Annotated in this window: 22 protein-coding genes; 6 read left to right on the top strand and 16 right to left on the bottom strand. The window is 60.0% G+C overall.

Annotated features, from left to right (window positions below; translation table 11 throughout):
• Positions 1 to 123 precede the first annotated feature (123 nt).
• Both UB90_RS12105 and UB90_RS12100 read left to right on the top strand, forming a co-directional pair.
• Positions 124 to 537, top strand: coding sequence for a nuclear transport factor 2 family protein (locus tag UB90_RS12105; protein ID WP_005619480.1), 414 nt, complete (start codon positions 124 to 126; stop codon positions 535 to 537).
• A 60-nt stretch (positions 538 to 597) separates the two neighbouring features.
• Positions 598 to 900, top strand: a complete 303-nt coding sequence (locus tag UB90_RS12100; RefSeq protein ID WP_005619478.1) for a DnaJ family domain-containing protein — start codon at positions 598 to 600, stop codon at positions 898 to 900.
• A gap of 7 nt (positions 901 to 907) precedes the next feature.
• Here the strand turns inward: UB90_RS12100 and UB90_RS12095 are convergent, their stop codons facing one another.
• Positions 908 to 1378 (bottom strand): MarR family winged helix-turn-helix transcriptional regulator, encoded by a 471-nt coding sequence (locus tag UB90_RS12095; protein WP_005619475.1) that lies wholly within the window; start codon positions 1376 to 1378, stop codon positions 908 to 910.
• Positions 1379 to 1467: 89 nt separating this feature from the next.
• Here UB90_RS12095 and mnmH point away from each other — a divergent pair, with 89 nt between their 5' ends.
• Positions 1468 to 2520: a tRNA 2-selenouridine(34) synthase MnmH gene (mnmH, locus tag UB90_RS12090; RefSeq protein WP_065325954.1), complete on the top strand. Its 1053-nt coding sequence runs from the start codon at positions 1468 to 1470 to the stop codon at positions 2518 to 2520.
• A gap of 6 nt (positions 2521 to 2526) precedes the next feature.
• On the opposite strand, the gene selD is transcribed toward mnmH, so the two are convergent.
• From selD to UB90_RS12055, 7 genes are read right to left on the bottom strand one after another with little or no spacing between them, the layout of a single operon-like run.
• The gene (gene selD, locus UB90_RS12085) at positions 2527 to 4689 is read right to left on the bottom strand and encodes a selenide, water dikinase SelD (protein ID WP_065331974.1); all 2163 of its coding nucleotides are present in this window, start codon (positions 4687 to 4689) and stop codon (positions 2527 to 2529) included.
• Between the two features lie 33 nt (positions 4690 to 4722).
• Positions 4723 to 5100: a Na+/H+ antiporter subunit G gene (locus UB90_RS12080; protein ID WP_005616396.1), complete on the bottom strand. Its 378-nt coding sequence runs from the start codon at positions 5098 to 5100 to the stop codon at positions 4723 to 4725.
• 10 nt (positions 5101 to 5110) lie between these two features.
• Positions 5111 to 5380 (bottom strand): K+/H+ antiporter subunit F, encoded by a 270-nt coding sequence (locus UB90_RS12075; protein WP_009176513.1) that lies wholly within the window; start codon positions 5378 to 5380, stop codon positions 5111 to 5113.
• Entirely contained in the window at positions 5377 to 5874 is a 498-nt protein-coding gene (locus tag UB90_RS12070) for a Na+/H+ antiporter subunit E (protein ID WP_065325952.1), read from the bottom strand. The genes UB90_RS12075 and UB90_RS12070 overlap by 4 nt, the downstream gene beginning before the upstream one ends.
• Positions 5874 to 7514 carry a monovalent cation/H+ antiporter subunit D gene (locus UB90_RS12065; protein WP_065325951.1) on the bottom strand — a complete coding sequence of 547 codons (1641 nt, stop codon included), beginning with the start codon at positions 7512 to 7514 and terminating at the stop codon, positions 5874 to 5876. Before UB90_RS12065 ends, UB90_RS12070 begins: the two co-directional genes overlap by 1 nt.
• On the bottom strand, positions 7511 to 7864 hold the full coding sequence (locus UB90_RS12060) for a Na+/H+ antiporter subunit C (RefSeq protein ID WP_005616391.1): 354 nt from the start codon (positions 7862 to 7864) through the stop codon (positions 7511 to 7513). Before UB90_RS12060 ends, UB90_RS12065 begins: the two co-directional genes overlap by 4 nt.
• Before the next feature lie 4 nt (positions 7865 to 7868).
• Complete coding sequence (locus UB90_RS12055; RefSeq protein WP_065325950.1) at positions 7869 to 10730, bottom strand: monovalent cation/H+ antiporter subunit A; 2862 nt, start codon at positions 10728 to 10730, stop codon at positions 7869 to 7871.
• Between the two features lie 295 nt (positions 10731 to 11025).
• Here UB90_RS12055 and UB90_RS12050 point away from each other — a divergent pair, with 295 nt between their 5' ends.
• Both UB90_RS12050 and UB90_RS12045 read left to right on the top strand, forming a co-directional pair.
• Positions 11026 to 11499 (top strand): rhodanese-like domain-containing protein, encoded by a 474-nt coding sequence (locus UB90_RS12050; protein ID WP_065325949.1) that lies wholly within the window; start codon positions 11026 to 11028, stop codon positions 11497 to 11499.
• Positions 11487 to 12320, top strand: a complete 834-nt coding sequence (locus UB90_RS12045) for a CE1 family esterase (RefSeq protein ID WP_065325948.1) — start codon at positions 11487 to 11489, stop codon at positions 12318 to 12320. The genes UB90_RS12050 and UB90_RS12045 overlap by 13 nt, the downstream gene beginning before the upstream one ends.
• Before the next feature lie 86 nt (positions 12321 to 12406).
• On the opposite strand, the gene mdoH is transcribed toward UB90_RS12045, so the two are convergent.
• From mdoH to UB90_RS12005, 8 genes are all read right to left on the bottom strand, one after another.
• A complete protein-coding gene (gene mdoH / locus UB90_RS12040; RefSeq protein WP_065325947.1) occupies positions 12407 to 14299 on the bottom strand; it encodes a glucans biosynthesis glucosyltransferase MdoH in 1893 nt (630 codons plus the stop codon).
• Positions 14300 to 15826 (bottom strand): OpgD/OpgG family glucan biosynthesis protein, encoded by a 1527-nt coding sequence (locus UB90_RS12035; protein WP_009177210.1) that lies wholly within the window; start codon positions 15824 to 15826, stop codon positions 14300 to 14302.
• Entirely contained in the window at positions 15823 to 17100 is a 1278-nt protein-coding gene (locus UB90_RS12030; RefSeq protein ID WP_065325946.1) for an OpgC family protein, read from the bottom strand. Before UB90_RS12030 ends, UB90_RS12035 begins: the two co-directional genes overlap by 4 nt.
• Positions 17101 to 17122: 22 nt before the next feature.
• On the bottom strand, positions 17123 to 18487 hold the full coding sequence (locus UB90_RS12025) for a tetratricopeptide repeat protein (RefSeq protein WP_009177140.1): 1365 nt from the start codon (positions 18485 to 18487) through the stop codon (positions 17123 to 17125).
• A 264-nt stretch (positions 18488 to 18751) separates the two neighbouring features.
• Positions 18752 to 19951, bottom strand: coding sequence for a CaiB/BaiF CoA transferase family protein (locus UB90_RS12020; protein WP_065325945.1), 1200 nt, complete (start codon positions 19949 to 19951; stop codon positions 18752 to 18754).
• Positions 19938 to 21551, bottom strand: coding sequence for a thiamine pyrophosphate-binding protein (locus UB90_RS12015; protein WP_065325944.1), 1614 nt, complete (start codon positions 21549 to 21551; stop codon positions 19938 to 19940). Before UB90_RS12015 ends, UB90_RS12020 begins: the two co-directional genes overlap by 14 nt.
• Positions 21552 to 21583: 32 nt before the next feature.
• The gene (locus UB90_RS12010; RefSeq protein WP_065325943.1) at positions 21584 to 22078 is read right to left on the bottom strand and encodes a DUF302 domain-containing protein; all 495 of its coding nucleotides are present in this window, start codon (positions 22076 to 22078) and stop codon (positions 21584 to 21586) included.
• Between the two features lie 146 nt (positions 22079 to 22224).
• Entirely contained in the window at positions 22225 to 23232 is a 1008-nt protein-coding gene (locus UB90_RS12005) for a GlxA family transcriptional regulator (RefSeq protein ID WP_005639718.1), read from the bottom strand.
• 294 nt (positions 23233 to 23526) lie between these two features.
• On the opposite strand from UB90_RS12005, the gene UB90_RS12000 reads away from it, so the two are divergent.
• Positions 23527 to 24159 carry an ATP-dependent Clp protease proteolytic subunit gene (locus UB90_RS12000; protein ID WP_005639716.1) on the top strand — a complete coding sequence of 211 codons (633 nt, stop codon included), beginning with the start codon at positions 23527 to 23529 and terminating at the stop codon, positions 24157 to 24159.
• Positions 24160 to 24271: the final 112 nt, after the last annotated feature.

Here is a 24271-nt window from a genome sequence, read left to right as displayed (position 1 = left end):
TAGTGCAATATCCGCTAACCCCCGCTGGAGAGATCTGGCGGGGGTATTTCATTGGCGCAACTTGAAAGCGTGCCAGTCACTGACCACATGCCAAGGAAGAATATGAAGCAAAAGGAATAGGTTATGCCCTTAAGTCGGCAGGACATCGTGCGTCTCTATTTTGAGTATGTGGATCATCGCGATGTGCGATTGATGGATCTTTACACTGATGATGTGGAGTTGCTCTTTCCCAAGTTTGGCAGCGGCAAAGGCAAGGCAGACATGCAGCGGTTTGGTGAAAAAATGGGTGCTATGCTCAACTGGCTGAAGCACGACATTGAAGGTCTGCACATCATCGAGGCAGGCGATACCGTGGTTGTCGAGGGACGTGTGTGGGGAGAGATGTCGGACGGTACGGCTTTTCCTGATGGCACCGTCTCGCAGGGGCGGTTTTGCAATGTCTTTGAATTTGAGGGCGATCTGATCCGCGCCGTGCGCATTTATGAAGATCCCGACTTCCCGAGCACGGATCAAGTGCGCATCGACGCATTGCGTTAAGTAGCTTTGATCTGTCCGCTGCTATTGCCAGCAGCGGGCAGAGCTCCTAGTTTCCTGTCCATGGACCATCCGCTGATTGACCTGATCAACGCGCGCATCGCTGCGGCGGAAAAAGACGGAGCCTTTGACAATCTCGAAGGGGCTGGACGACCTCTGCCGCCCTGCGATGACCCGGAAAACGCCGTCATGAACCGTATTCTAAAAGACAATGGCGCGGTGCCGGAGGTCGTGTCGCTGAGCCGGGAATTGGCGCGTTTGCGCGAGGAGCTGCGCGAAACTGGGGATCGCAGCAAGCGTCGCCAGATTATTGCGGATTTGTCGATGACAGAGGCACGGCTGGAATTGGCACGAAAACGGGGCTGATGCCCGGTTAGCGTACAGGATGCGCGCCCTGAGCGGTGGTCGCCTGCGCGCGGGTCACCTTTTTCAACAGATAGATCAGCTCTTCACGCTCGGCGGCGTTGAGCCCGTTCAGGATTTGCGGCTGAAGAGCGCTGACGAGAGGCTGCGCCTTGGAGACCAGCCAGTCGCCCTCCTGCGTGATGCGCAGACAGCGTGCGCGCCGATCGCGAGGATCAACCTCGCGGACCAGTAGCGATTTTGCCTCCAGCCGTTCCACAACTTTGCCAAGGGTCGCCCGGTCATACCCCACAAGCGTGGCCAATGTTGCCTGATCAACCCCCGGATGTTCAGTCAGGGCCGAAAGGGCCGCGTATTGCACCGGCGTGAGGTCCAGCTGAGCAGCCGCCATAACGGATGCAAACCGCGCCACCGCAATCTGATTGAGGCGGCGGATCAGGGTGGCGGGCTGTGTGTCGATCTCCAATTCGGTGTCTGACATCGCGGTATTCCGTCTGGTGGTGGCAGGCTCTGGTGCTGTAGCGCGGTTTCATGTTTTGTTGTGTGCCTTGTGGTTATAAGAAATGGAGCATGGCTCTGACGTTTCAAACACTTTCCGAATTTCTCTCGCACGGGCATGACACGGTGATCGATGTGCGCAGCCCTGCAGAATATGCCGAGGACCATGTGCCCGGCGCGATCAACCTGCCGGTGCTCGACAATGAGGAACGGGCAGAGGTGGGCACGATCTATGTGCAGGAAAGCCCCTTTCGTGCCCGTAAGATCGGCGCGGCCATGGTGTTTCGCAATGCCGCCACCCACATCGAGCAGCGGCTGAGCCATCACGACGGCAGCTGGAAACCTCTGGTCTATTGCTGGCGCGGCGGGCAGCGCTCGGGCAGTTTTACGTGGATGTTGAGCCAGATCGGCTGGCGGGCCGAGGTGGTTCAGGGCGGCTACCAGAGCTATCGCCGTCTGGTGCATGCCGCGCTCTATGAGGCGGAGCTGTCGCATCGGCTGATCTTGCTGGATGGGTTGACCGGCACCGCCAAGACCGAGATTTTGCAGCAGGTCGCCGGGATGGGCGGTCAGGTGCTGGATCTGGAGGGGCTTGCCGGGCATCGGGGGTCGCTCTTGGGCGAGATGCCGGGAGGGCAACCAAGTCAGAAACGGTTTGAGAGCTATATTGCCTGCGCGCTGGCGCGGATGGACTCGGCGCGCCCGGTGTTGGTGGAGGCCGAAGCCAGCAAGATCGGGGCGCGTATCCTGCCGCCCAGCCTGTGGGAGGCGATGAAAGCCGCGCCGAGGATTGATCTGGAGGTGCCGTTTGAGGCCCGCTGCGCCTATCTGGTTGAGGCTTACGATGACATTCTGTCAGACGCGGACCACCTGCGCGAAAAGCTCGAACCTCTCAGGGAACATCGCTCTGGTGCGGTGGTGGAGGACTGGTTCAAGCTGATCGCGGCGGGGGATAAACCGGCACTGGTGGCGCGGCTGATGGCGGATCATTACGATCCCGCCTACCGCAAGGCTCGCAGCCGCTACGCAGTAAGCACCCAGCGCCAGATTGCGCTGCCGGGATTGAGCGCGTCGGATCGCATGCAGGCCGCAGCGCGCGTATTGGAGGTGATGGCAGCTCTTTAAGACGGGTTATCGCGGCACGATACCCTCGTCAGAACCACGCATTTCGCCAATCTTCGCAGCGCGGTAGCCGTAGTTTTTAAGCTGCTCGAACACCTGCGCGGCATGTTCGGGGGCGACACAGGCCAAGAGACCGCCCGAGGTCTGCGGATCAACCAGCAGCGCCCGCGTGCCTGCGGTGCCAATGCCGGGCAAAAGAGCTGCATTGTCGTCAAAGATCGTGGACCGCACGCCTGCCTCGGCCAGGTCACGTGCGCCCTCCATCAATGGGATCGCGTCAAATGTGATCTCTGCGCCCAGATGCGAGGCCTCGCACAGACCCTGCAAGTGACCTAGCAGACCAAAGCCCGTGACATCGGTCATGGCGCGCGCCACGGGGCGCAGGACCTTGGCGGCGTTGCGCTGGCTCTGACACATAAGATCAAGCGCGCCCGCGACCCAAGCCCCGCGGGCCTGTCCCGTCATTTCTGCGGCTAAAATCGTGCCTGATCCCAAGGGTTTGGTCAGGATCAGGTGATCGCCCGCGCATGCGCCAGCAAGGGTGATGGGGCGCGCGTCACAGAGTCCGGTGATGGTGAAGCCGACGGTGAGTTCCTCCCCCAAAGAGGTGTGGCCGCCCACGATGGCGGCACCTGCGGCTTTCATCTCTTGGTGGGCGGTTTCCATGATCTCGGACAGGAGGCGTTCCTGTAGTTCGGGCGTCTGGCGGGGTAGGATCAGGGTGACGGTGGCGGCCTGTGGGCGTGCGCCCATCGCCCAGATGTCATTGAGCGCATGTTGCGCAGTGATCGCGGTCATCGCCACCGGGTCTTCGGTAAAGGCGCGCAAGTGGTCGGTGCTGATGACCTGCATGGTCCCGCCGACCGTCAACTGCGCTGCGTCGTCGCCAGGCAGCGAGGTCACATCCGGGCGCGACGCCCCGTGGTAGGTGCTCAGCCCGTGGCGTAGCGCCGTGCGCCCGACCTTTGAACCGCAGCCGCCGCACATGGGTTTTGAGCCAAATGCCTCCTGCATGCCCTTGGCGTGGACGCGGGGCAGGGCGGGTGGCGACATGACCGGCAGGGACGTGAATTTCCCCATGAATTTACGGTCGATGTGATCTTTCCAGCGCCACAACAGCCCACCCGAAAAGCTGCGCCCGTTGCGATCCGCAAGAGCGGATTTTCCGCCCATGGAGATGAGTTTGAGGTAATCCTGCTGCGGCTGATAACTCCTGAAGGCACCGCCTGCCAGCATGGCCTTGAGGTTGTGAAAGAGCACCGGCGCTTGCCGCACCGCAAAGACGCCCGCCTTGGGGCGCGGGGCATGCGCCATATAGGCGCAATCGCCGGTGGCAAAGACATGAGGGTCAGAGGTCTGAAGGCGCTCAGAGACCACAAGCGCGCCATCATGGAGCGCAAGCCCGGAGGTCGCAAGCCAGCCATAGGCCCGCGCGCCCGCAGCGCCAACAATGAAATCGCTGGAGATGTCGCGCCCGTCCTTGAGGTGAATACGTCCTTCGCTCAGGCGATCTATCGGAGCCTGTTCCAGCACCGTAACACCCTGCGCATCCAGCGCCTTGCGTAGGCGCGATTGGCTCTGAGAACTCAGCACCGAGAGCGCGGTATCACTGTCGATCAAAGTCGCCTGTGCCAGACGGTTCTTCTGGCGCAGGGCATGCGACATGGCGAGGATCAGCTCCACCCCAGCAACACCACCGCCGATGCAGGCGATCCGGGCCGGTTCAGTGCCTGCACGAAAGGCGTCCCAGCTTGCGGAAAACTCTCCCAAGGGTTTGGCAGGAATGGCGAAATCGGCAAAGCCCGGCAACTCTGGCATGGCCGAGGTAATGCCGATATCGATCGAGGCCACATCATAGGAGATGGCCGGGCGGCCCGGCACGGTAATGCGCCTGGCCTCGGGGTCGATCTCTTCGGCGGCCCCCAGAATGAGCCGCGCCCCGGCAAAACGTGCGAGCTTTACAAGATCAATGTCGAGCGCATCGCGGTTGTAATGACCGGCGACAAATCCCGGCAACATGCCGGAATAGGGCGCGGTGGGGCCGGGGTTGATCAGGGTGAGACGCACGCCCGGCAGCGGCTGCATCCCCCACATCCGCAGCAATAGCGCGTGGGTATGGCCGCCTCCCACCAGAACCAGATCGCGGGTCAGGGGAAGACGGGGTGCGTGCATCGGGGCCTCCGGGGGATGGCCGGTCCCAAAACGCTAGGCTTCGGGCGTGTCGGCCGAACGATGTTCAGGTTTGTTATGCGTCGCCCAGAGCTTGCAGTCGCCAGGGACGGGCAGGTCTTTGGGCTTTGTCTGCTGGTTGATGAACACCTTGGCAAGAAAATTTGCCGTGACCGGAGCGGAGACCAGCAGAAACAGGGTGATCAGCAGCTCATGAGCCGAGAGGCGGCCCTCATAGACCACCGCATGCAGCATGGAGCCCAGAAGCACACCACCAACGCCGAGTGTCGTTGCCTTGGTGGGCGCATGCATGCGCGACATTGGATCGTTGAGCTTGAGCAGACCAAAGGAGCCTACAAAGCCAAAAAAGCCACCCATTACGATGAACCCGGTGATGAGAAGTTCGATTATCATGTCTGTCTCCTCACTCGATGATGTTGCCGCGCAGCAAGAAGCGCGCATAAGCTACCGTGGAGATAAAGCCGAGCATGGCCATGATCAGCGAGGCTTCAAAGAAGATTTCCGAGCTCAAGAACACCCCGAACAACACCACCAAGGCGATGGAATTGATGAACATCGTATCAAGCGCAAGGATGCGGTCGGTGATCTCTGTGCCAGTTACCACTTTCCACAGGTTCATCAGCATCGCTAGGGCGAAACAGCCGAAGGCGAAGATATAGGCGTATTCGATCATTCGAAAATCTCCTTCAGGCGGCGTTCATAGCGGGTCTTGATTTCATCGCGGACAGAAGTGGTGTCGGGCGCGTGCAGGCAGTGAACCAGCAAATAGCGCCCATCAGCCGAGATATCCGCAGTCAGGGTGCCCGGTGTCATGGTGATGGTTCCACCAAGCATTGCGATGGCCTCGGGCGTGCGGATGTCCAGTGGGATTTCGACCCATGTGGGCTGACGTTTGCTGTTGGGCATGAACAGGATGATCCGCGCCACGGTGATATTGGCGATCACGATATCCCAGAACACCAACAGCACATAGGTCGCCAGCCGCAGCGGGCTCTTTAGTTTGGGGCGATTGGGCCAATAGGGCTGGGTCGCAATTGGGATCAACAGGCCGAGGAGAAACCCAAACAACAGCGAGTTGAGCGAGAACTTGTTCACCAGCAATTGCCAGATCACTGTCAGCATCAATGTAAGCAGAGGGTGCGGGAGAAGACGGTTCAGGAGCTTCATTAGTGGTTCTCCTCCGAAGTGGTGTCACCAGCGTCGAGATCCAGTGTCTTGTCTCCGGGTGTTTGATCCGGCTCCACCACGGGGCGATCCCGATTGGCCAGAACCGTCTCGATATAGGCCTGAGGCGCAAAGAGATCGGCGGCGGTTGCGGTGGTGTAACGCGTCACAGGTCCGGCAAAAAGTGTGAGCGCAGCAAGTCCCGCAAGGAGCGAGAAACACGCTACAAACGGCAGCGCGGGGGCGCGCGGAGTACTTGGTGCATCCGCCTGATCGGCTTGTTCCAGCTCAATTTCAGGCTCTTCAAGGCTGCGATCCTGTGTCAGACCGTGGCTCTTCCAGAAAATAAGCGTACCTGCGCGAGCAAAGCCCATGATGGTGATGAGAGAGCTGATCAAGATTACCGCCCAGACCCAGACCACAAGTGTGCTGTCGCGGGCTGCATCAAGGATCAGCAGCTTGCCCAAAAAGCCCGAAAGCGGTGGCATGCCTGCGGTGGCGATCGCGGCCACAAAGAACAGCACTGAGATCAGCCCGCTTTGCGCCATGACAGGCTTGGGGGCGATCTCGCCGCCTTGGCGTTCGCGCACCATATCGGCCACGAGGAACAGGGCCGCTGCGGCCAGTGTGGAATGCACCGTGTAGTAAAGTGCTGCTGCCGTGGCCTCGGGAGTGAAGAGCGCGATGGCCGTCAGCAATGTACCGACAGAGGTGATCGCGCCGAAGGACATCAGGCGTCCGATGTCCTTTGATCCCAAGACACCAATGGCACCGATAGCGATGGTCAGGAGTGCGGCGGGAAGGAGCCAATTATCCACCAGCCCTTCAACAACCGCGACATCAGGGCCAAAGATCAGCGTGTAGACGCGCAGGATGGAATAGGCCCCCACTTTGGTCATGATCGCAAAGAGTGCCGCCACCGGGGCGGGAGCGTTGGCATAAGACGCAGGAAGCCAGAAGTGTAGCGGCAGGAGCGAGGCTTTGATCGCAAAAACCAGAAGCAGCATCACCGCACCCACGCGAATAAGCGCGCTGTCTTCTGCAGGAAGTTCAGCCACACGGACCGCAAGATCGGCCAGATTGAGCGTGCCTGTGACCGAGTAGATGGTGCCAAGTGCGAACAAGAACAGCGTGGAGCCAAGGAGGTTGAAGACCACATATTGCACGCCCGCCTGAAAGCGCCGCGCGCCGCCGCCGTGGATCATCAGACCATAGGAGGCAATCAGCAGCACCTCAAAGAACACAAAGAGGTTGAAGGCATCGCCGGTCAGGAAGGCGCCGATGATGCCCATCAGCTGAAACTGGAACAACGCATGGAAATTTGCGCCGCGCGCGTCCCATTTGCTGCCCACCGCATAGAGGTTCACCGCCAGCGCAAGCACCGTGGTCAGCAAAACCATCATCGCCGAGAGCCGGTCCAGCACCAGTACGATCCCAAAGGGGGCCTGCCAGTCGCCAAGCTCGTAGACCTGGACGGTGCCATCCGCCGCCTGTACCGCCAGCGCCGCCGCAATCGCGATCAGCAGAACATTGGTCGCCAGCGAGAAGATACGCTGTAGATCAATGTGATAGCGCAAGGTCATGATAATAAAGGGTGCCACCAGCGCAGGCAGCACGATGGGCGCAATCAGTAGGTGGTTCATGCGTCCTCTCCCTGCGCAGGCGCAGTGTCGTCCATGTTGATATTGTCATCGCGGGCGCTGAGGTAGGCCCCGAGGGCCACCATCACCACCACGGCGGTCATGCCAAAGGAAATCACAATCGCCGTCAGCACCAGCGCCTGCGGTAACGGGTCGCTATAGGTCACCTCGGCATATTTGTTGAGGATCGGCGGCGCGTCGGTCGCCAGTCGTCCGGTAGCAAAGAGAAACACATTCACCGCATAAGACAGCAGTGAGGTGCCGAGGATCACCGGGAAAGTGCGGCGACGCAGGACCAGATAGATCCCCGCCGCAGTGAGCAGGCCGACGGCCGAAGCAACGAGCAGTTCCATACTCTCAGGCCTCCTTCATGTCTTGTTCCGCGTCATCGCGGGCAGGGTTGATGTCCATGGCGTGTTCTGACGCGGTGCCTGGCTGCCATGCAAAGCGCGAGAGGCTTTCGAGCGCCAGCATCACAGCGCCCACCACGGCGAGGAAGACGCCAAGGTCAAAGAGGGCTGCGGTCGCAATCTCGAATTCCTCTAGCGGTGCGATATGCACATAGCCGAAGGCGGAGGTCAGGAACGGCTGGCCATTGAACCATGCGCCAATCCCCGTGGCGGCTGCGATCAGCACGCCAGAGCCGATGATGCCGTGATAGGGGAAGCGTTGCCGTTCGGTCGCCCAGCCAAACCCGGACGCCATATATTGCATGATCACCGCGATTGCTGCGATCAGACCGGCGATGAAGCCGCCGCCCGGCAGGTTGTGACCGCGGAAGAAGATATAGGCCGCAACCATCAGGGCCACCGGCATCATCATCCGCGTGACCACCACCATCATACCCGGATGGCTGTCGCCTGCCTGTTCGATGTCGGGTTTGCGGTTAAGGAGATAGGCCCGCACGCGGGTCGACAGCACCGCTTCGGTCAGGGCAAAGATCACCAGCGCTGCAATACCCAGCACGATGATCTCGCCAAAGGTATCAAAGCCCCGGAAATCCACGAGGATCACGTTCACCATATTGGTGCCGCCGCCGCCCTTGTAGGAGTTCTCGATGTGAAAGCCAGAGATCGACGGGAAGGCGAAATCGCGAACCAACATTGCATAGATCAACCCGCCAACGCCCAGACCGCCGACGATGGCAATGCCTCCGTCGCGCAGGCGCGCAAACAGCGGCGTTTCTACCGGAGTTTCCTTGGGCAGGAAATTGAGCGCCAGCAGCATCAAGATGATTGTCACCACCTCAACCGAGATCTGCGTCAGGGCCAGATCGGGGGCGGAGAGATAGTTGAACGACATCGACACAATGAGGCCGACAATGCCGATCAGGATCAGCGCCACAAAGCGACGGCGGTGGAAGATCACGATGCAGATCGCCGCCATCGCAAGGCAGAACCACGCCACCATCGGCATAACGCCAGCCTGTTGCATCTGTCGCGTCGGCGCACCCAATGTCCCGGTGGCATAGGCGTAAAGGCTGATCGCCACGGTAAAGCTCACCATGATCGCCGCATAGCGTGTGAGCGACCCGTTATGAAGCCGCGCGGTCACGCCTTGTACCAGCGCGGTCAAGCCGCGCACGATCGCGTCAAACATCACTTTGGCTTCGGGGCGGGGCAGGGCGTTCCACAGCCGCTCCAACGGGCGATGAAGCGCCAGCAGGACCAGACCGCCAACCACTGCGATGATCGACATGTAGAGGGCCGCGTTGACCCCATGCCAGAGCTTTAGCGAATAATAAGGCAGTTTTTCGCCACCAATGACCGCGCTGGCAGAGGCCGCGACCAGCGGGCCGACGAGCTTGGCCGAGAACAACCCGATCAGAACCACCAGCACCACCAAAAGCGCAGGCGAGGCCCACATGCCAAAGCCGGGATCATGCGGCTTGGCCGGGTAATCGTCTCGTTTGGGACCCAAGAACACATGGGCAATCAGGCGGAACGAATAGGCGGCGGAAAACACTGCAGCGATCGTTGCAAGGATCGACATGGCATAGGGGCTTTGCAACCAGTTGGTTTCGGACACCTCTGTCAGCATCATCTCCTTGGACAAAAAGCCGTTCAGTGGTGGAATGCCCGCCATTGACAGCGACGCCACGGTGGCGATCACAAATGTCACGGGCATCACATGGCGCAGCCCGCCCAATCGCTTGATGTCGCGGGTATGTGCCTCATGATCGACGATGCCTGCGGACATAAAGAGCGCGGCCTTAAAGGTGGCGTGGTTGATGATGTGAAACACTGCGACCACTGCTGCGAGCTTTGTTCCCATGCCCAAAAGCATGGTGATCAGGCCCAGATGCGAAACAGTGGAAAACGCCAACAGCGCCTTCAGGTCGTCCTTAAACAGAGCGATCACAGCGCCGATCACCATTGTAATCAGACCCGTGGTCGCGACGATATAAAACCACTCCGGCGTGCCCGCGAGCACCGGCCAGAGCCGCGCCATCAGGAACAGGCCGGCCTTCACCATCGTCGCGGAGTGCAGATAGGCCGAAACCGGTGTCGGCGCTGCCATCGCATGCGGCAGCCAGAAGTGGAACGGAAACTGCGCCGATTTGGTGAAAGCCCCGATCAGGATCAGGATCAAGGCGGGCAGGTAGAGATCAGAAGATTGGATCGCTTCTTTGTTCTGCAGGATCACGCTGATGTCGTAAGATCCGGCGATATTGCCGAGGATCAGCATGCCCCCGATCATGGCAAGCCCGCCCATACCGGTCACTGTGAGCGCCATGCGCGCGCCCTGACGCCCTTCGGGCAGGTGCTTCCAATAGCCGATCAACAGGAACGAAGACAGCGACGTAAGTTCCCAGAAAATAAGCAAAAGCAGGATGTTGTCCGAAAGGACGATCCCCACCATCGCGCCCTGAAACAACAGAAGATACGTGTAAAACTGTCCCATCGGATCCTGCCGCGACAGATAAAATCGCGCGTAAACGATGATCAACAGACCAATCCCGAGGATCAAAGTCGCAAAGAGAAACCCAAGCCCATCCAGAAAGAAATTGGCCGAAAGCCCAAGAGTAGGCAGCCAGTCGATGCCGACCTTTACAACCTCGCCGCGCAGGATGGCGGGGGCGTGTAGCATCAGACCAATGAAAGCAAGCCCCGTCGCCAACCCGGCAGATGAGGCCGAGGCATTGCGACCGGCGCGGATCAAAAGCGCGGGAAACAGCGCACCAAGAAATGGCAGGGCTGCTATCAGGAAAAGGGACACGTCATACTCTCCAAGTTTCGGATTGTTATTATGGCGGGCAACAGGCCCCTAGCTGTTATTTGAGTAGGGAAATTTCCAGTAGGGTTCCAGAATTTCCGGTGGATAACCTCACGTTTCTGATCGGAAATCGCTAAATGTGACATTGCGCCGCATGTTTTTGGCCTCCTCTTTTGCTGATCCGCATGTGCTGCATTGCAGCGAGATTATGACAGGATCTTGATTGCCAAGTGTGTGCGGCAGACGCGCATGTGTCCACCGGCTGTGCTAGATTTCGCAGATAAAATCGGATGGGCAGATGCAAGAAACCGAACCCCGTGCATTGATTTCGCGCCGCAGCCTGCTGGTTTGTGGCAGCGCTTTCGCTATGACAGGCGGCGGCTGGTGGGCGCTTTACCGGTATCGACCAAAACATGATGGCGGCCAGCTCACCGTGGCGCAGGCTCATGCTCAGGCCATAAGCGGAGCGATTTTACTCGTCGATATTCGCACGCCCGGTGAATGGCGTCAGACCGGAGTACCCGAAGGTGCGGTCCCATTGGATATGCGCAGTGATGATTTTATGAAGTCACTACAATCTCTTACAGAGCAAACCGAAAATCGACCTATTGCCTTGATCTGTGCGGGCGGCGTGCGCTCCGCACGGTTGAGCCGCCAATTGCTCGCGGCGGGGTTCGAGCAGATCATTGACGTCCCCGAAGGCATCTATGGCTCTGCGGCAGGGCCGGGCTGGCTCAAATCCAACCTCCCGGTGCGCCCATGGAACGGTTGATCGCCATCGCCATCATGAGCGCAGCGCTGGCCAGCAGCGCGGTTGCGGACTGCGGCGGTGAGACGCCCTGTACGCTCTCTGCAGGCAGCTACCACATCGCGCGACCCGATAGAGATAACGGTCCTATCCCTGCGGTTATGTTCCTGCACGGGCACGGCGGCTCTGCTGTAGGTGTGTTGAATATGCGCGAAATGGTCGAGAGTTTCACCGCGCGGGGCTATGCGGTTATTGCCCCCAACGGCGCGCGCCGTCCGAACGGTCCGCGCAGTTGGTCATTCTTACCGGAATTTGGCGGGCGGGACGACTTTAGCTTTCTGCCAGAGGTGTTGAATGATGCCGCGACGCGCTTTGATGTTGACCCGGAACGCACTGTTCTGGCTGGGTTTTCATCGGGGGCCTTCATGGTCAATTATCTGGCCTGTAAAGAGCCCGAGGCTTTTGCCGCCTATCTGCCCGTCTCAGGCGGGTTCTGGCGACCGCAGCCTGAAACCTGTGCAGGTCCGGTGTCTCTCTACCAAAGTTACGGCTGGTCAGATGAGGTGGTGCCACTCGAAGGACGTATCCTGGGAGGAGGGCGCTTTACCCAAGGTGATATATGGGCAGGGCTAGAGCTTTGGCGCGACACGTTAGGCTGTGACACCCATGCGCCTGATCGGATCTGGCAAGATGATACGCGGCAACTGCGCCGCTGGAACTGCGGGGAAGGGCACACTCTCACGTTTGAACTCTTTCCCGGCGGTCATCGGGTGCCCTCCGGCTGGGCAGACCGCGCCATCACATGGATTGAGGCCCAAATCCCCGCAACACCAGATACGGAGTGAACATACAGAGTGACCTGGGCTTTTCTTCTAACTGGAAATATCCCGGGGGTGCGGGGGCAGAGCCCCCGCGATCCCAATTCTCCAGATCATTCTGCGGCTTGAACAGGCGCGTCCGGACCTTTTAGATTTTGCCGCAACAACCCACGGTAATGACGTGCGGCGCGGTTGATGCGTGGCTCGTTCAACACCTCTGCGGTGCCCATCCAGCCGCGCGGCAAACGCAGACTGGAAAGCGCCGAAAGCGGCACTGCCAGCACCAGTGACAGCGCGATGGGGGCGAGCCAGAGCGACACCAGCCCAGAAGCGATCCCAATCCACAGCGCCACACCGCTGACGGTTTCCAGCGCATGGCATTTGAACAGCGTCGCAAGACTGTAGTGCCCCCCCTCGCGGGCTTGCGGGGACCAGCCTTTTTGCAAGCCAAACAGCGTGCGTAGAACCGCGATCATCTGTTGCACCATCAGGATCGGTGCATAGAGGATTGCCAGCAGGATTTCCGTCAGCATCGACAGCAGAAACTGCCCCACGCCGCCATAATCGGAAATCCTGCGCCCGGTGAGGGGCAGGGCGGCCACGGACAGGATCTTGGGGGCCAGCAACATCGCGTAAATCAGGATGATCACCGCCACATGACGCGGCTCGCTCATGTCGGGCCAATTGGGGCGCAGGGGGTTCTTCTCGGAGAAATAGGTGATGACCGATCCGCCATCTTCACGTCCGATCACCGCCCAGATGACCAATAGCGCAAACCACACAGGCGCCATCAGATAGCCAATGGCCCCATGTGCCAGATGGAAGCGCGACATGGCGTGAAAACCGGTGGCTGACAAAATGCGCAGATGCTGCAGGTTGCCCTGACACCAGCGCCGGTCGCGTTGGATGTGATCGATCAGTGTGGCGGGCGTTTCCTCATAAGAGCCGCGAATACGCGGCAGGAACCGCACCCGCCAACCTGCTCGGCGCAAGAGGCCAGCCTCGACAAAATCATGGCTCATGATGATGGAGGTGCCGCCCGTAAGCGTCGGCAGTTCCGGCAGGCCCGCACATGCGGCAAACGCGCGGGTGCGGATGATTGCATTATGACCCCAGTAGTTGCCCTCATGCCCGGTCCAGCGTGCCAGCCCTTCGGCCAGTGCGAGACCGTAGACGCCATTTGCAAACTGCTGCATGCGACCAAAAACGGATTGCGCACCAATGAGTTGCGGGAAGCTCTGAATGAGGCCTGCAGCCGGGTCGCGCGACAGCGCATCGGTCAGGCGCACAATCGCGCGGCCCGTCATCAGACTGTCGGCATCCAGAACCAGCATCGCCTCATAGTCGCCGCCCCAACGGGTCACCCAATCGTGGATATTGCCCACTTTGCGGGCAGTATTTTTCTCACGGCGGCGATAGTAAAGCGTAATGCCTTCGGGCAGTTCTGCGCGCAGGGCTTGCACGCTTTCTTCTTCTTGTGCGGCGATTTCCGGGTCGCGGGTGTCGGACAGGATGAACATCTCATACTGGTGTGCCCCGCCAATGGCGCGCAGCTCTTCGAGCATGGAACGGGCATTGCCCAGCACATACCACGGCACCTCGTTATAGACGGGCACCAAAAGCGCCACCCGCATCGACCGGCGTGGCCCGCGTTGCGGCGTGGGACGGGTACGCGACAGACTGTAAAGACCCAGCAGAACCGTTGAAACCGTGAAGGTGATCCAGAAGAAATTGAAGGCGATCAGTGTGAGAAGCACCCATTCCAAAAGGGTGGTTCCGTCAGCCGCAAACCAGCCCTGCATGACCCAAGCCAGTGCGACTGTGGCCGCCATGGCAGGGGAAAATGCAAGGATACGCCAAAGCGCAACATCGGGCTGGTCGCCCTCGCCTGATGCCGGCGCGCTGGTGTCGTGGAACTGGCGCCCAAAGTCCTGCGCCGGCATGGCCAGCGGAGCCTCTGGTGGCACCAGTTGCGAGGGCGTGAATATGGAAGGGTCATCACTCATTTAAACAGTCCACCGATAAAGCCAGACCTCGGAGGCGGCAGCGCCGTCTTTGCGAAGCTGAGCGCGCAGTTCAACATGGGTCTGCTCGCCCGGATCAAAGGAAAACGCCAGCCGCATGCCGCCGGTTTCCGGATTGCGTTCAAGAATGCCTGCACTGGTTTCCAGATGCGGCGAGGAGATATGGATATCGAAATCCTCGGGCGCGGCCTCAAAGATGGGGTGCGCCTCGAAATCAATCACCATAAGGCGACCGGGATCGCCAAAGATCTTGGCACCTGATGCCGTGTCAATCACACGCGGCAGATCCAGCTTTGGCCCTTCGCCCCAGCTGAGGCGGTAGTTCAGATCGACGCGCGTGCCTGCAGCATAGGGATCTTTGGGCCGCCAGTAGGCGACGATATTGTCGTAGATTTCCTTATCGGCGGGGATTTCCACCAGTGTCACGGAGCCTGCCCCCCAATCACCACGGGGTTCCACCCACAGCGAAGGGCGGCGGTGATAATGCGCCTCAAGATCGGCAAAATCCGAGAGCTTGCGCGCACGCTGCATCAAGCCAAAACCCATGGGGTTTTGATCCACGAAACTTGATACTTGCAAGCGCGTGGGATTGGCGAGCGGACGCCAGAGCACTTCGCCTTGGCCGTTTTTCATCAACAAGCCATCACTGTCATGCACGGCGGGGCGGAAATCGTCAAAGCGCTGATGATTGGTGCCGTCAAACAGGAACATCGATGTCAAAGGCGCAAGCCCGGCGTGCGTGAGGTCTTTGCGCGGGAACAGTGTCGCTTCGACATCCATCACACATGGATTGCCGGGGGTGATGTCGAACCGATAGGCGCCCGTGACCGACGGGCTGTCCATCAGCGCATGCACCACCATGTTGTCTTGCAGGGGGCCGGGGGCCTCCAGCCAGAAGCTCACAAACTCTGGGAATTCCTCGCCCTCGGGGTCGGCGGTTTTCAGGGCCAGCCCCCGGGCCGAGAGGCCGTAATTATTACCATTGGCAATCGCGCGGAAATAGCTTGCACCCTGAAACACACAAAACTCTGTTTTCTTGCCCGGATGGTCACGGTCGCCAAGGTCTGTGCGCAGGCGAAAACCCGAATACCCCAGCGGGCCTTCTTGTGAAAGCTCGGGCGATATTTCCGGATGAGTCTTAAAGCGGCCAATGTCGAAGGGGATGCTGGTTGAGATGCCATCCTCGACCGCATGCACCAGTACCGGGCGTTCGAAATACAGGCCGGGCAGGAAGAAATCCACGTTGTAGCTGCGGTCGGTGTTGGCCCAGAGCGCCTTGTCGACATCAAATTGGATCGACCGGTATTGGTCGTAGCTCATGGCGAGCCAGTCATCCGGTACAGAGCTGCGCGCCTTGAAGGGGCGTTCGGCGAGGGCTTTGGCGCGTGCGACGACATCGGCACGTGAGAATTTCTCAGAGCCGGTGGTGGCACGGGCAGCGGGCGCCATCGCCATGAGCGACAGAGCAGATGCGGTTTGAAGGAAGGAACGACGGCTGATTGTGCTCATCGTTTGCGTCTCCACGGTTGGGATTTGAACCAAGCCGCGCCATAAGCGCAGCCGATGATAAGTGCGAAGCCTGCAAGGTTTGCAGCGGCAGTCACGAGGATACCGCGATCTGTTTGATCCAGTGCAGCGCCGATGAAACGGGCGAGCGCCATGGAAAACACAAAGATTGCAAGGCTTTGTTGGCCGACCTTAGTGATCAGCGCGATGACGAGCCCCCAAAGGCGCGAGAGCGCCGATGTGCCGCGCGCCACGAGGTTTTGACCATTTTCACCGGCCACAAGCCACGCCAGATACGCCAGCGACAGAAAGTGCATGTAGCGCAGCAGGCCGAAGTCTGTCTTTTCGCGCCACTCGTCGGTGATGGTCCATGCGGGGCGAATTGCCTCGCCCAGATCGGGTGCTGCAGCATTGAGCCAGCTGAACACTTTCCACGAGCCAAAGGGCATCGACAGGATCAGGAAGGCAGCTGCGATCACGGCGAGAGTGCGGCTGACCGGTGGTTTTGGCAGCCAGCCGGCCATGAAGGCAAAGCCTGTGAAGAACAAAAGCTGCCAGCCGAAGGGGTTGAAGAACCATTCACGATCCGACCATGGCTCTGCCGGCAGTGATACGCCATTGGGGCCAAGACCGAGGATGTAGGGGTTTGCGAGCAGCCAGAGCGCAATGCTAAATCCGGCCACGGCCCAAAGCCCTGCTTTTCTGAGCCCCATCACCGCAGGCATCAAGGCGAGAACCACCAGATACATCGGCAAGATGTCAAAGTAGTTCGGCACATAGGTGAGGGTGAAGATCCCCACGATCTGCTGTGTGGTGTTGGAGAAGAACCGGTGCAGGTTCAGCGAGCCGATATAGCTCTTGTCGAAGCCGCCATAGAGATCAAGCGCGGCCATCGACATGGCGAGGAAGAAAAACAGGCCGATATGGGCCCAGAACACCTGCCAGCAGCGATAGGCCACGCGGGCGGTGCCAAGCCACCAGCCATGACGGGCGAATGACCCGCCAAAGGCGATGGCCGAGGCCATGCCCGAGCAGAACACAAAAATCTCGGTCGCGTCGGAGAACCCAAACCGGGCGGGTATCCAGCCAGTCCAGCGGTTGCCGGGGATATGGGCGCAAAGGATGATAAACATTGCGATGCCACGATAAAAGTCGAGACGCGGATCGCGGGGGCGAGGAAGAGCGGCCGCTCCATCGGGTGGCGCGCTCATTGTGTTGGCGGCGGCGCGGGAAGCGCTGCCCTTATCGGGCGCCGGGAAAGGCGCGACGTCTGCCATCTGTTTCAAATCTCCTAAAGGATTACTCCGCCGGAACGCTCTGAGCCCCGCCGTTGTTCCGTGCGGATGCAATCAAAGTGCGACGGGCAATCGCGTAATTGTCCTCAGCCCCCCCACGTTTGGCCCGTCTATCGTCGAGAATGGCCTCCACTTGCGTCCAGTTGCCTGCCCGCAGCCCTGCGTCGATTGTCATTCGTTCGAAGACATCCCGTTGGGCGTGACTGCCACCTGCAAGTTGCAACGAATCCCGTGACTTAGCGAGGTAACCGAAAGCTGTGCCGTAGTCGCCTTCCCCAAAAGCCTCAAGCCCCTTTGCAACAATGCAGCCCGGGTCGGCCATTCTTTGCGCGGCTTCAGTGGAGGCTTGCGCACCATCGGCGTGTATCCGCCGGATCAGGCGGTTCGTCGCCGATGCGCGATCTCCGCCGACCAGCGCCAGCAGGTAATGCAGATCCGCAAAGATCAGGCTGCCATCCTCGGTCCGCTTGTCGCAGAGGTCTGCCAGTTCGTCCCAGCGATCCCCGACATTGACGCCGTCCAGTTCCAGCCGCATCAGCAGCGAGGTGGCGTTGGAAATATCGCGGTAGTCGTCGGTCTTGTCCTTGCGTACCTCGTCGTCATAAAGCCGCATCACCTCGTCGATCTGGCCAAGGTCCAGATGCATCAGGGCCTTGTGCCACCAGACGTGGTAGCGGAAGTTGTTGCAATGCGCCCAAGCGTCCTCGCGCCCGCTGAGCCAGCCAAGGCCGGTTTTGGCATTGCCGGTCATGTCATGCACATGCGCCACCGCATGCAGGCCCCAGGCGTCATCCGGCGCGGTCCACAGCGCCTGACGCCCGGTGATCTCGGCGCGGTCATATTCGCCGGTTTCCTCCAGCGCAAAGGCGTGACAGCCCAAAAGGTAGCCATGACCTGCGTGTGCGGTGGAATAGGCGGGTAGCACACGTTCGACCGAGGCCCGCATACCGCGCGCATCCCCGAGGATAAACCGGATGCCGTGGCTCAGTTTCATCGCCAGCGTGTCGCAGGGGTGGTGGGTCAGCACCTCCTCCATGCAGCTGATCGCGCGTGAGGGATGCCCGGCGAGCCATGCCTCCAGTGCGTCCACATATTTGCGTTCACGCGGCAATGCGCCTTCATAGGCGGTCTTTGCGGTTGCGAGGGCCTCGCGCGCGGTTGGCACCAGTTCCGCACGTCCCAGCATCAGGAGCGACAGCCCCTTGATGGCCTGACCCAGCGCAAAATCGGGGGCGGCTTCCAGCACGGCACCAAGATGGTTTGCGGTGCGCGCTGCATGGGCGAGCACGCCCAGTTGGGCCCCGTTCCACTCGTTGAGCGCGCGGGGATCGGTGAGGCTGCAATCCTGTCCGAAGATATCCTGGGTCATGGGCGGGTCACTTTCGCAAGCTGATAAATACAGGTGTCAAAAGTGATGCTAGCGGAGTGGTTTACACCGCGCGCCCCCAGCTCGCGCTTTGGTGAAGGCGCGTGTGGGTTTCGGCAGGAAACTGACATGAAAACGGGGTGAGATGAGCAAAAATTGGCACAAATACCCGGGCTTGCGCTGTTTGAGGCAGCACGCGAGCGCCGTGGCACCGAGTTTTGTAACATTGCGAAACGGCCCCGCGGGCCCGCAGCAATCTTGTCTATTTCAGTCGTCCTTAAAAGGCGTATCAGTGGCGAGAATCTCGTCGCTGTCTGCGCCGCATATAGGGGGCGATTTGCGGTATGTAACCGGGGTGCGTGAGAATTTGAGCGGATTGCCCAAAAGGCGCAACGGGGTGTCACCCGATTGCATAGTCACCACCATCTCGCGCGCCGCAACCTGATCGGTTTCAAACACCTGATCGAGGGTCTTCACCGGGCCGACCGGGACCTTTGCCGCCTCCATCGCCGTGATCACCTCATCGGTGCTGTAGCGCCGGAGTGCGGGGATCAGGATGTCATTCAGCGCGCCGCGATTTTCAAGGCGGGCGGGATTGGTGGCAAAGCGGGGATCATCTGCCAGCCCCTCAAGGGCGAGGAACGCCATGAAACGGCGGAACTGGCTGTCATTTCCCACCGCAAGGATCACATGGCCATCGCGGGTTTCATAGGTGCCATAGGGCATGATCGAGGGGTGTTCATTGCCCCGGCGCAGCGGTTTTTGGCCGGTGTTGAGGTAGCTCACCCCCTCATTGATGAGCCAAGCGATCTGCGCGTCCACCAGCGCCAGCTCCACCTGCTGTCCTTCGCCGGTGAGGTCGCGGTGGCGCAGCGCCGAGAGGATGCCGATAGTGGCGTACATGCCGCACATCACATCCGCGATGCCGACGCCGACCTTGACCGGCGCGCCCTCGGGGTCGCCGGTCAGGGACATGATGCCACCATAGCCCTGCGCCATCAGGTCATAGCCGGGCTTTTCGCGGTTGGGGCCGGTCTGGCCGTAGCCCGATATGGACGCATAGACCAGACGGGGACAGCTCTCGCGGAGGGAGGCGTAATCCAGCCCGTATTTGGCCAGCCCGCCGGGTTTGAAGTTCTCCACCAGCACATCGGCCTGCGCCGCAAGGCGGCGAATGATATCCTGTCCTTCGGGTTTGGAAATATCAAGCGCGAGTGAGCGTTTGTTGCGGTTGGCGGCCATGAAATAGGGCGTAAGATCAGCGTCTTCTGCGACGCTCTTGCCCCATTGGCGGGTGTCGTCGCCGCCGGAGGAGGGGTTTTCCACCTTGATCACATCCGCGCCAAGATCGCCCAGAAGCTGCGTCGCGGTGGGGCCTGCGAGGATGCGCGACAGATCGAGCACCTTCACGCCCTTGAGCGCGCCATGTGGCAGAGCGGCGGCGGGCGAGAATTCAGATGCGGCCATCGTAAGCTTCCTTGTCAATTTCAGCGGCGATCACCGTGAATGTCTCTGCTTTGACGGCAAGGTCAAGGGCGGTCTTCAACTCCTTGCGGTTGCGGACTGTGTGACCCTCACCACCAAAGGCGCGGCCGATGGCGGCAAAGTCGTGGCGGCCAAAATCCACCCCAGCATTGGGAAGTTGGCGCTGACGTTGCTTGAGATCGATCAGGGCAAGCGAGGCATCGACAAAGACAACGAAAATCGGCGCAAGCCCCATTTCTGCAGCGGTTGCCAACTCACCCGCCACCATCAGGAACCCCGCATCGCCGGAGAAGCTAACAACGGTGCGGTCAGGATCTGCAAGCTTGCGCCCCATGGCGAGCGGTAGAGCACAGCCCATGGTGCACAGGCCAGAGGATTGTACCAGTTGACGCGGCTCCGTGCAGGGCCACATCTGGCTGAGCAAAATACGGTGCGCGCCGCTGTCGGCGGTGAGCAGCGTATCGGCGGGCAGGCTTTCGATGCATTGCGCGATCACGCCGGCCGGGCCCCAGTCGTCAGAGCGCGGGAAGGCCTCGGCGAGGGCCTTTTGCGTGTCGGGAATTGCGACGCCGGACCAGAGGGTTGCGGGCTGGGGTGCAACCGCGAGGGCTGCCAGTGTGGCGGGGATGTCGGCCACCAACGGCAGGCTGGATTGATGCATGTAATGGGTATTGGATTCTGGTGTGATGTCGATCACGCGGGTGCGGGCCACGTCCCAGGAATCGCGCCAGCCAGTGCGCATCTCGATCGGGTCATACCCGATGCAGAGGATGAGGTCCGAGGCCTCCACGACCGGCAGCAGATGTCGGTCCGCTAGCGGCGAGAGGCCAGCACCACCGAGGCACAGGGGATGATCTTCAGACAGGATGCCCTTGGCCTTGTAGGTGGTGACAAAGGGGATCTGGCGGGCCTCGATAAAGGCCGCGACCGCCTCCGGGCCACCGGGCAGCAGCGCATCCAGGCCAATAACCGCAAGCGGGCGCGCGGCCTCCCTCAGCCAATCATGCGCCTGCGCCAGTGTTGCCCCTGCAGGCGCGGTTGCTCCGGCAGGCGCGCGGCGGATGTTGCGTTCTGTGGCGGGGGCATTGGCCACCGTGATCGGCACATCGATGTGAACCGGTCCCTGTCGGGCCTCGGTGGCGATGGCGACGGCCTTGTCGGCGATCACATCGGCAGCGGCTGCATCAAGGCGGAAGCTGGCTTTGGTGATCGGTGCAAAAACCGCCTGCTGGTCGAGCACCTGATGGGTGTAGGTCTGCGCCTCATCCGCATCGACGCAGCCGGTCAGCACCAGCATTGGCACCCGGTCCTGATGGGCATTGGCCACCACATTGACCCCGTTCAGCGCGCCGGGGCCAAGTGTCGCCACCAGAATAGCGGGAGCCCCATCGCTATGATGCACGCCTTCGCCCATAAACCCGGCGCAGTTTTCGTGCTTGGCGAGGTGGAAACGGATCCCGGCACGGGTGAGCGCGTCCACAAGGGTCAGAACTTCGCCGCCGGGCATGCCAAAGGCGTGGCGGCAGCCTGCATCATAAAGACGGCGGGCCAGAACATCGGCGGCGCGAAGAGATTGGGTCATCAAAAGTCCGTATCAGTTTGTCGTCAAAAGGATCATTCGCGCAGGGCGGCCGTGGCAATCGCGCTGAACACCGCGTCGAGCCGCGTGGCCACGGCAGAGAGTTTCTCTCCTGCTTCTGGCACATAGGGGGCAAAGACATGGCTTGGTGTTTTATAGGAGAGCGTCGCGGTGCCGTCCTCCTCTTCGGTGACGTAAAAGCGGATGGGGGCCTCGATCATGGCGGCGGTGGAGAGTTCAAGGATCTGCACTGCGTAGTCATTGGCAAAGACCCCGACGACGCGGTTGCCGGGGATGGTGATGCCGCGGGCGGCGGCAGCGCCCGTTGGCCCGGCCTCCGTCACCACGCCCATGTTCTGCGCTTTGACCGCCGCTTTCAGATCGGCGAGCAGTGTTTGGTAATCCTTGGTGCTGGCATGGATGGCCCAGCCTTCGTGCGCGGGGATTTCCGCCGCAACAGGGGCGGCGAGTGTTGCAGCCAATAAGAGACCTGCGGCGAGGCGTTTGAGTTGGGCGAGGGGGAGGACCATGTGGGGCTCCTTCAATGAGGGTTGATACATGGTCTACGCGCGAAGTGGCTGAAATACTCGTCACAATTCAGTGGGTACCCCGTCGTAACCCCTCATACCTCCTCTGACCGAAAGTTTGGCCCATGAGCTGTGTGGTGTATTGCGGATCAGGCCCAGCCTTTGCGGAAGAAATGCGGGCTTGCGCCGAATTTACGTTTGAATTGACGCGAGAAATGCGTGGCGGAATTGAACCCGGAGGCCAAGGCGATTTGGGTCACGGACATTGAGGTTTCATTCATCAAGGCAAAGGCGTGGCTCAGACGCATGTCGGCATAAACATGCATCGGGCTTTGATCGAGATAACGCGAAAACAGCCGCTCCAACTGCCGACGCGAAATGTCCAGCCGGGTGCACAGCGCGCCAATCGACAGCGGCTCTTCTATTGATTCTTGCATAAGTTGCAAAGCGCTCAGCAGGCGCTGATTTCGACTGCCGATGGCAACGGCGTAATTGGATTTTTGCGGCGCGGCCCCCGAGGTGGAGCGCACATGTAGACACATATCTGCAACAATTATGGCCAATTGCTTGCCATGGCGTTGCTCGATCAGGGTCAGCATCATGTCGGTTGCAGCGCTACCGCCGCCACAGGTCATCAAATTTCCGGCAATTTCATAAATATTGGGCGAGGGCTTCAGGTGTTCAAAGCGCTCCACAAAGCCGGGCTGGTTTTCCCAATGAAGCGTAAAAGGCTGATCCTTGATGAGACCGGCCTGTGCCAGTGCAAATGCTCCGGTGCAAATGCCGCCAAGTTTGCGGCCAAAGCGATGCTCGCGCCGCAGCCAGTTGAGGGTCGTATCGCTTGCGGTCTCTTGTGGCTCTACGCCTGCGCAAACAAAGCCCATCGCATCCGACGGAAGCGCTGCAAGCGGCATGTCGGGCGTGACCACCATGCCGTTGGAACAGCGTAGGGGCGCGCCGTCCTCGGTCATAATGTACCAGCGGTAAAGCTTTGTATTTGTGACCTGATTTGCGATTCTGAGAGGTTCGATCGCGGCGGCGACCGGCAACATCGTGGCTTTGGGCAGCAGCAGGAAATAGAAATCCTGTGGCTCACCTATGTGCGGCACCGAAAGCGTGGCGGCTGCGCCTTTTTGAACAAAACTGTCATCAGACATGGGCTGGTCCATCAGGGAGGTACTGGCTGCGGGCAAAGATAAATCTCTGTCACATTTATCAGCTATCGCCGCCGCCGCGACAGGTGCCGGGATAATCCGACCTTGGCACGGCGAATTACGACACCTTGCTTTTTTCTGCAAAGATGCTGAGGCGGGGTGTTCATTGGTATTCCACCGTCACGCTTAAGCGAAAATGCAGGCGCACCTCTTGCAGCCCATTTTTCGCAATACTAAGACTCGGGTAATCCTCTGTCGGGTATGGTGCCCGTCATGATCCTAAGACAGGCAGGTCCAATGATTGATCCAACAGAAACATACATGAACACACTCGTGCCGATGGTCGTTGAGCAGACCAGCCGGGGCGAGCGCGCATATGACATTTTCTCGCGCCTGTTGAAGGAGCGTATCATCTTCCTCAACGGTCCGGTGCATGACGGCATGTCCTCGCTGATCGTGGCGCAGCTTTTGCACCTTGAGGCAGAAAACCCGTCGAAAGAAATTTCGATGTACATTAACTCGCCCGGTGGCGTGGTGACGTCGGGTCTGTCGATCTATGATACCATGCAGTACATCAAGCCGAAGGTGTCGACGCTGGTAATCGGTCAGGCGGCCTCCATGGGCTCCTTGCTGCTTACTGCCGGTGAGGCGGGCATGCGGTTCAGCCTGCCGAATTCGCGTGTGATGGTGCACCAGCCGTCCGGTGGCTATCAGGGTCAGGCGACGGATATCATGATCCACGCTGAAGAAACGCTGAAGCTGAAGCGTCGCCTGAACGAGATTTACGTAAAACACACCGGTCAGGACTACGACACCATTGAAAAGGCGCTGGAACGTGACAATTTCATGTCGCCGGAACAAGCCAAGGAATTTGGCCTGATCGACGAAATCGTCGAAAACCGCGTCAAAGCGGAAGACGAAGAAAGCTAAGCCGGTCTGTGCACGGGCTTTGTGCTCCCTTCATCAATGTGTTCAAGGGAGCACAATTTGACATTGTGGCCAGTTGGGAGCTGTCCTAAGCTGGCTGGACATCGGGGCAAAT

It is taken from the genome of Tritonibacter mobilis (assembly GCF_001681715.1).
GTDB lineage: Bacteria > Pseudomonadota > Alphaproteobacteria > Rhodobacterales > Rhodobacteraceae > Epibacterium > Epibacterium mobile.
The sequence above is the reverse complement of the archived record's forward strand: the minus strand, read 5'-3'. Positions and strand labels throughout refer to the sequence as shown.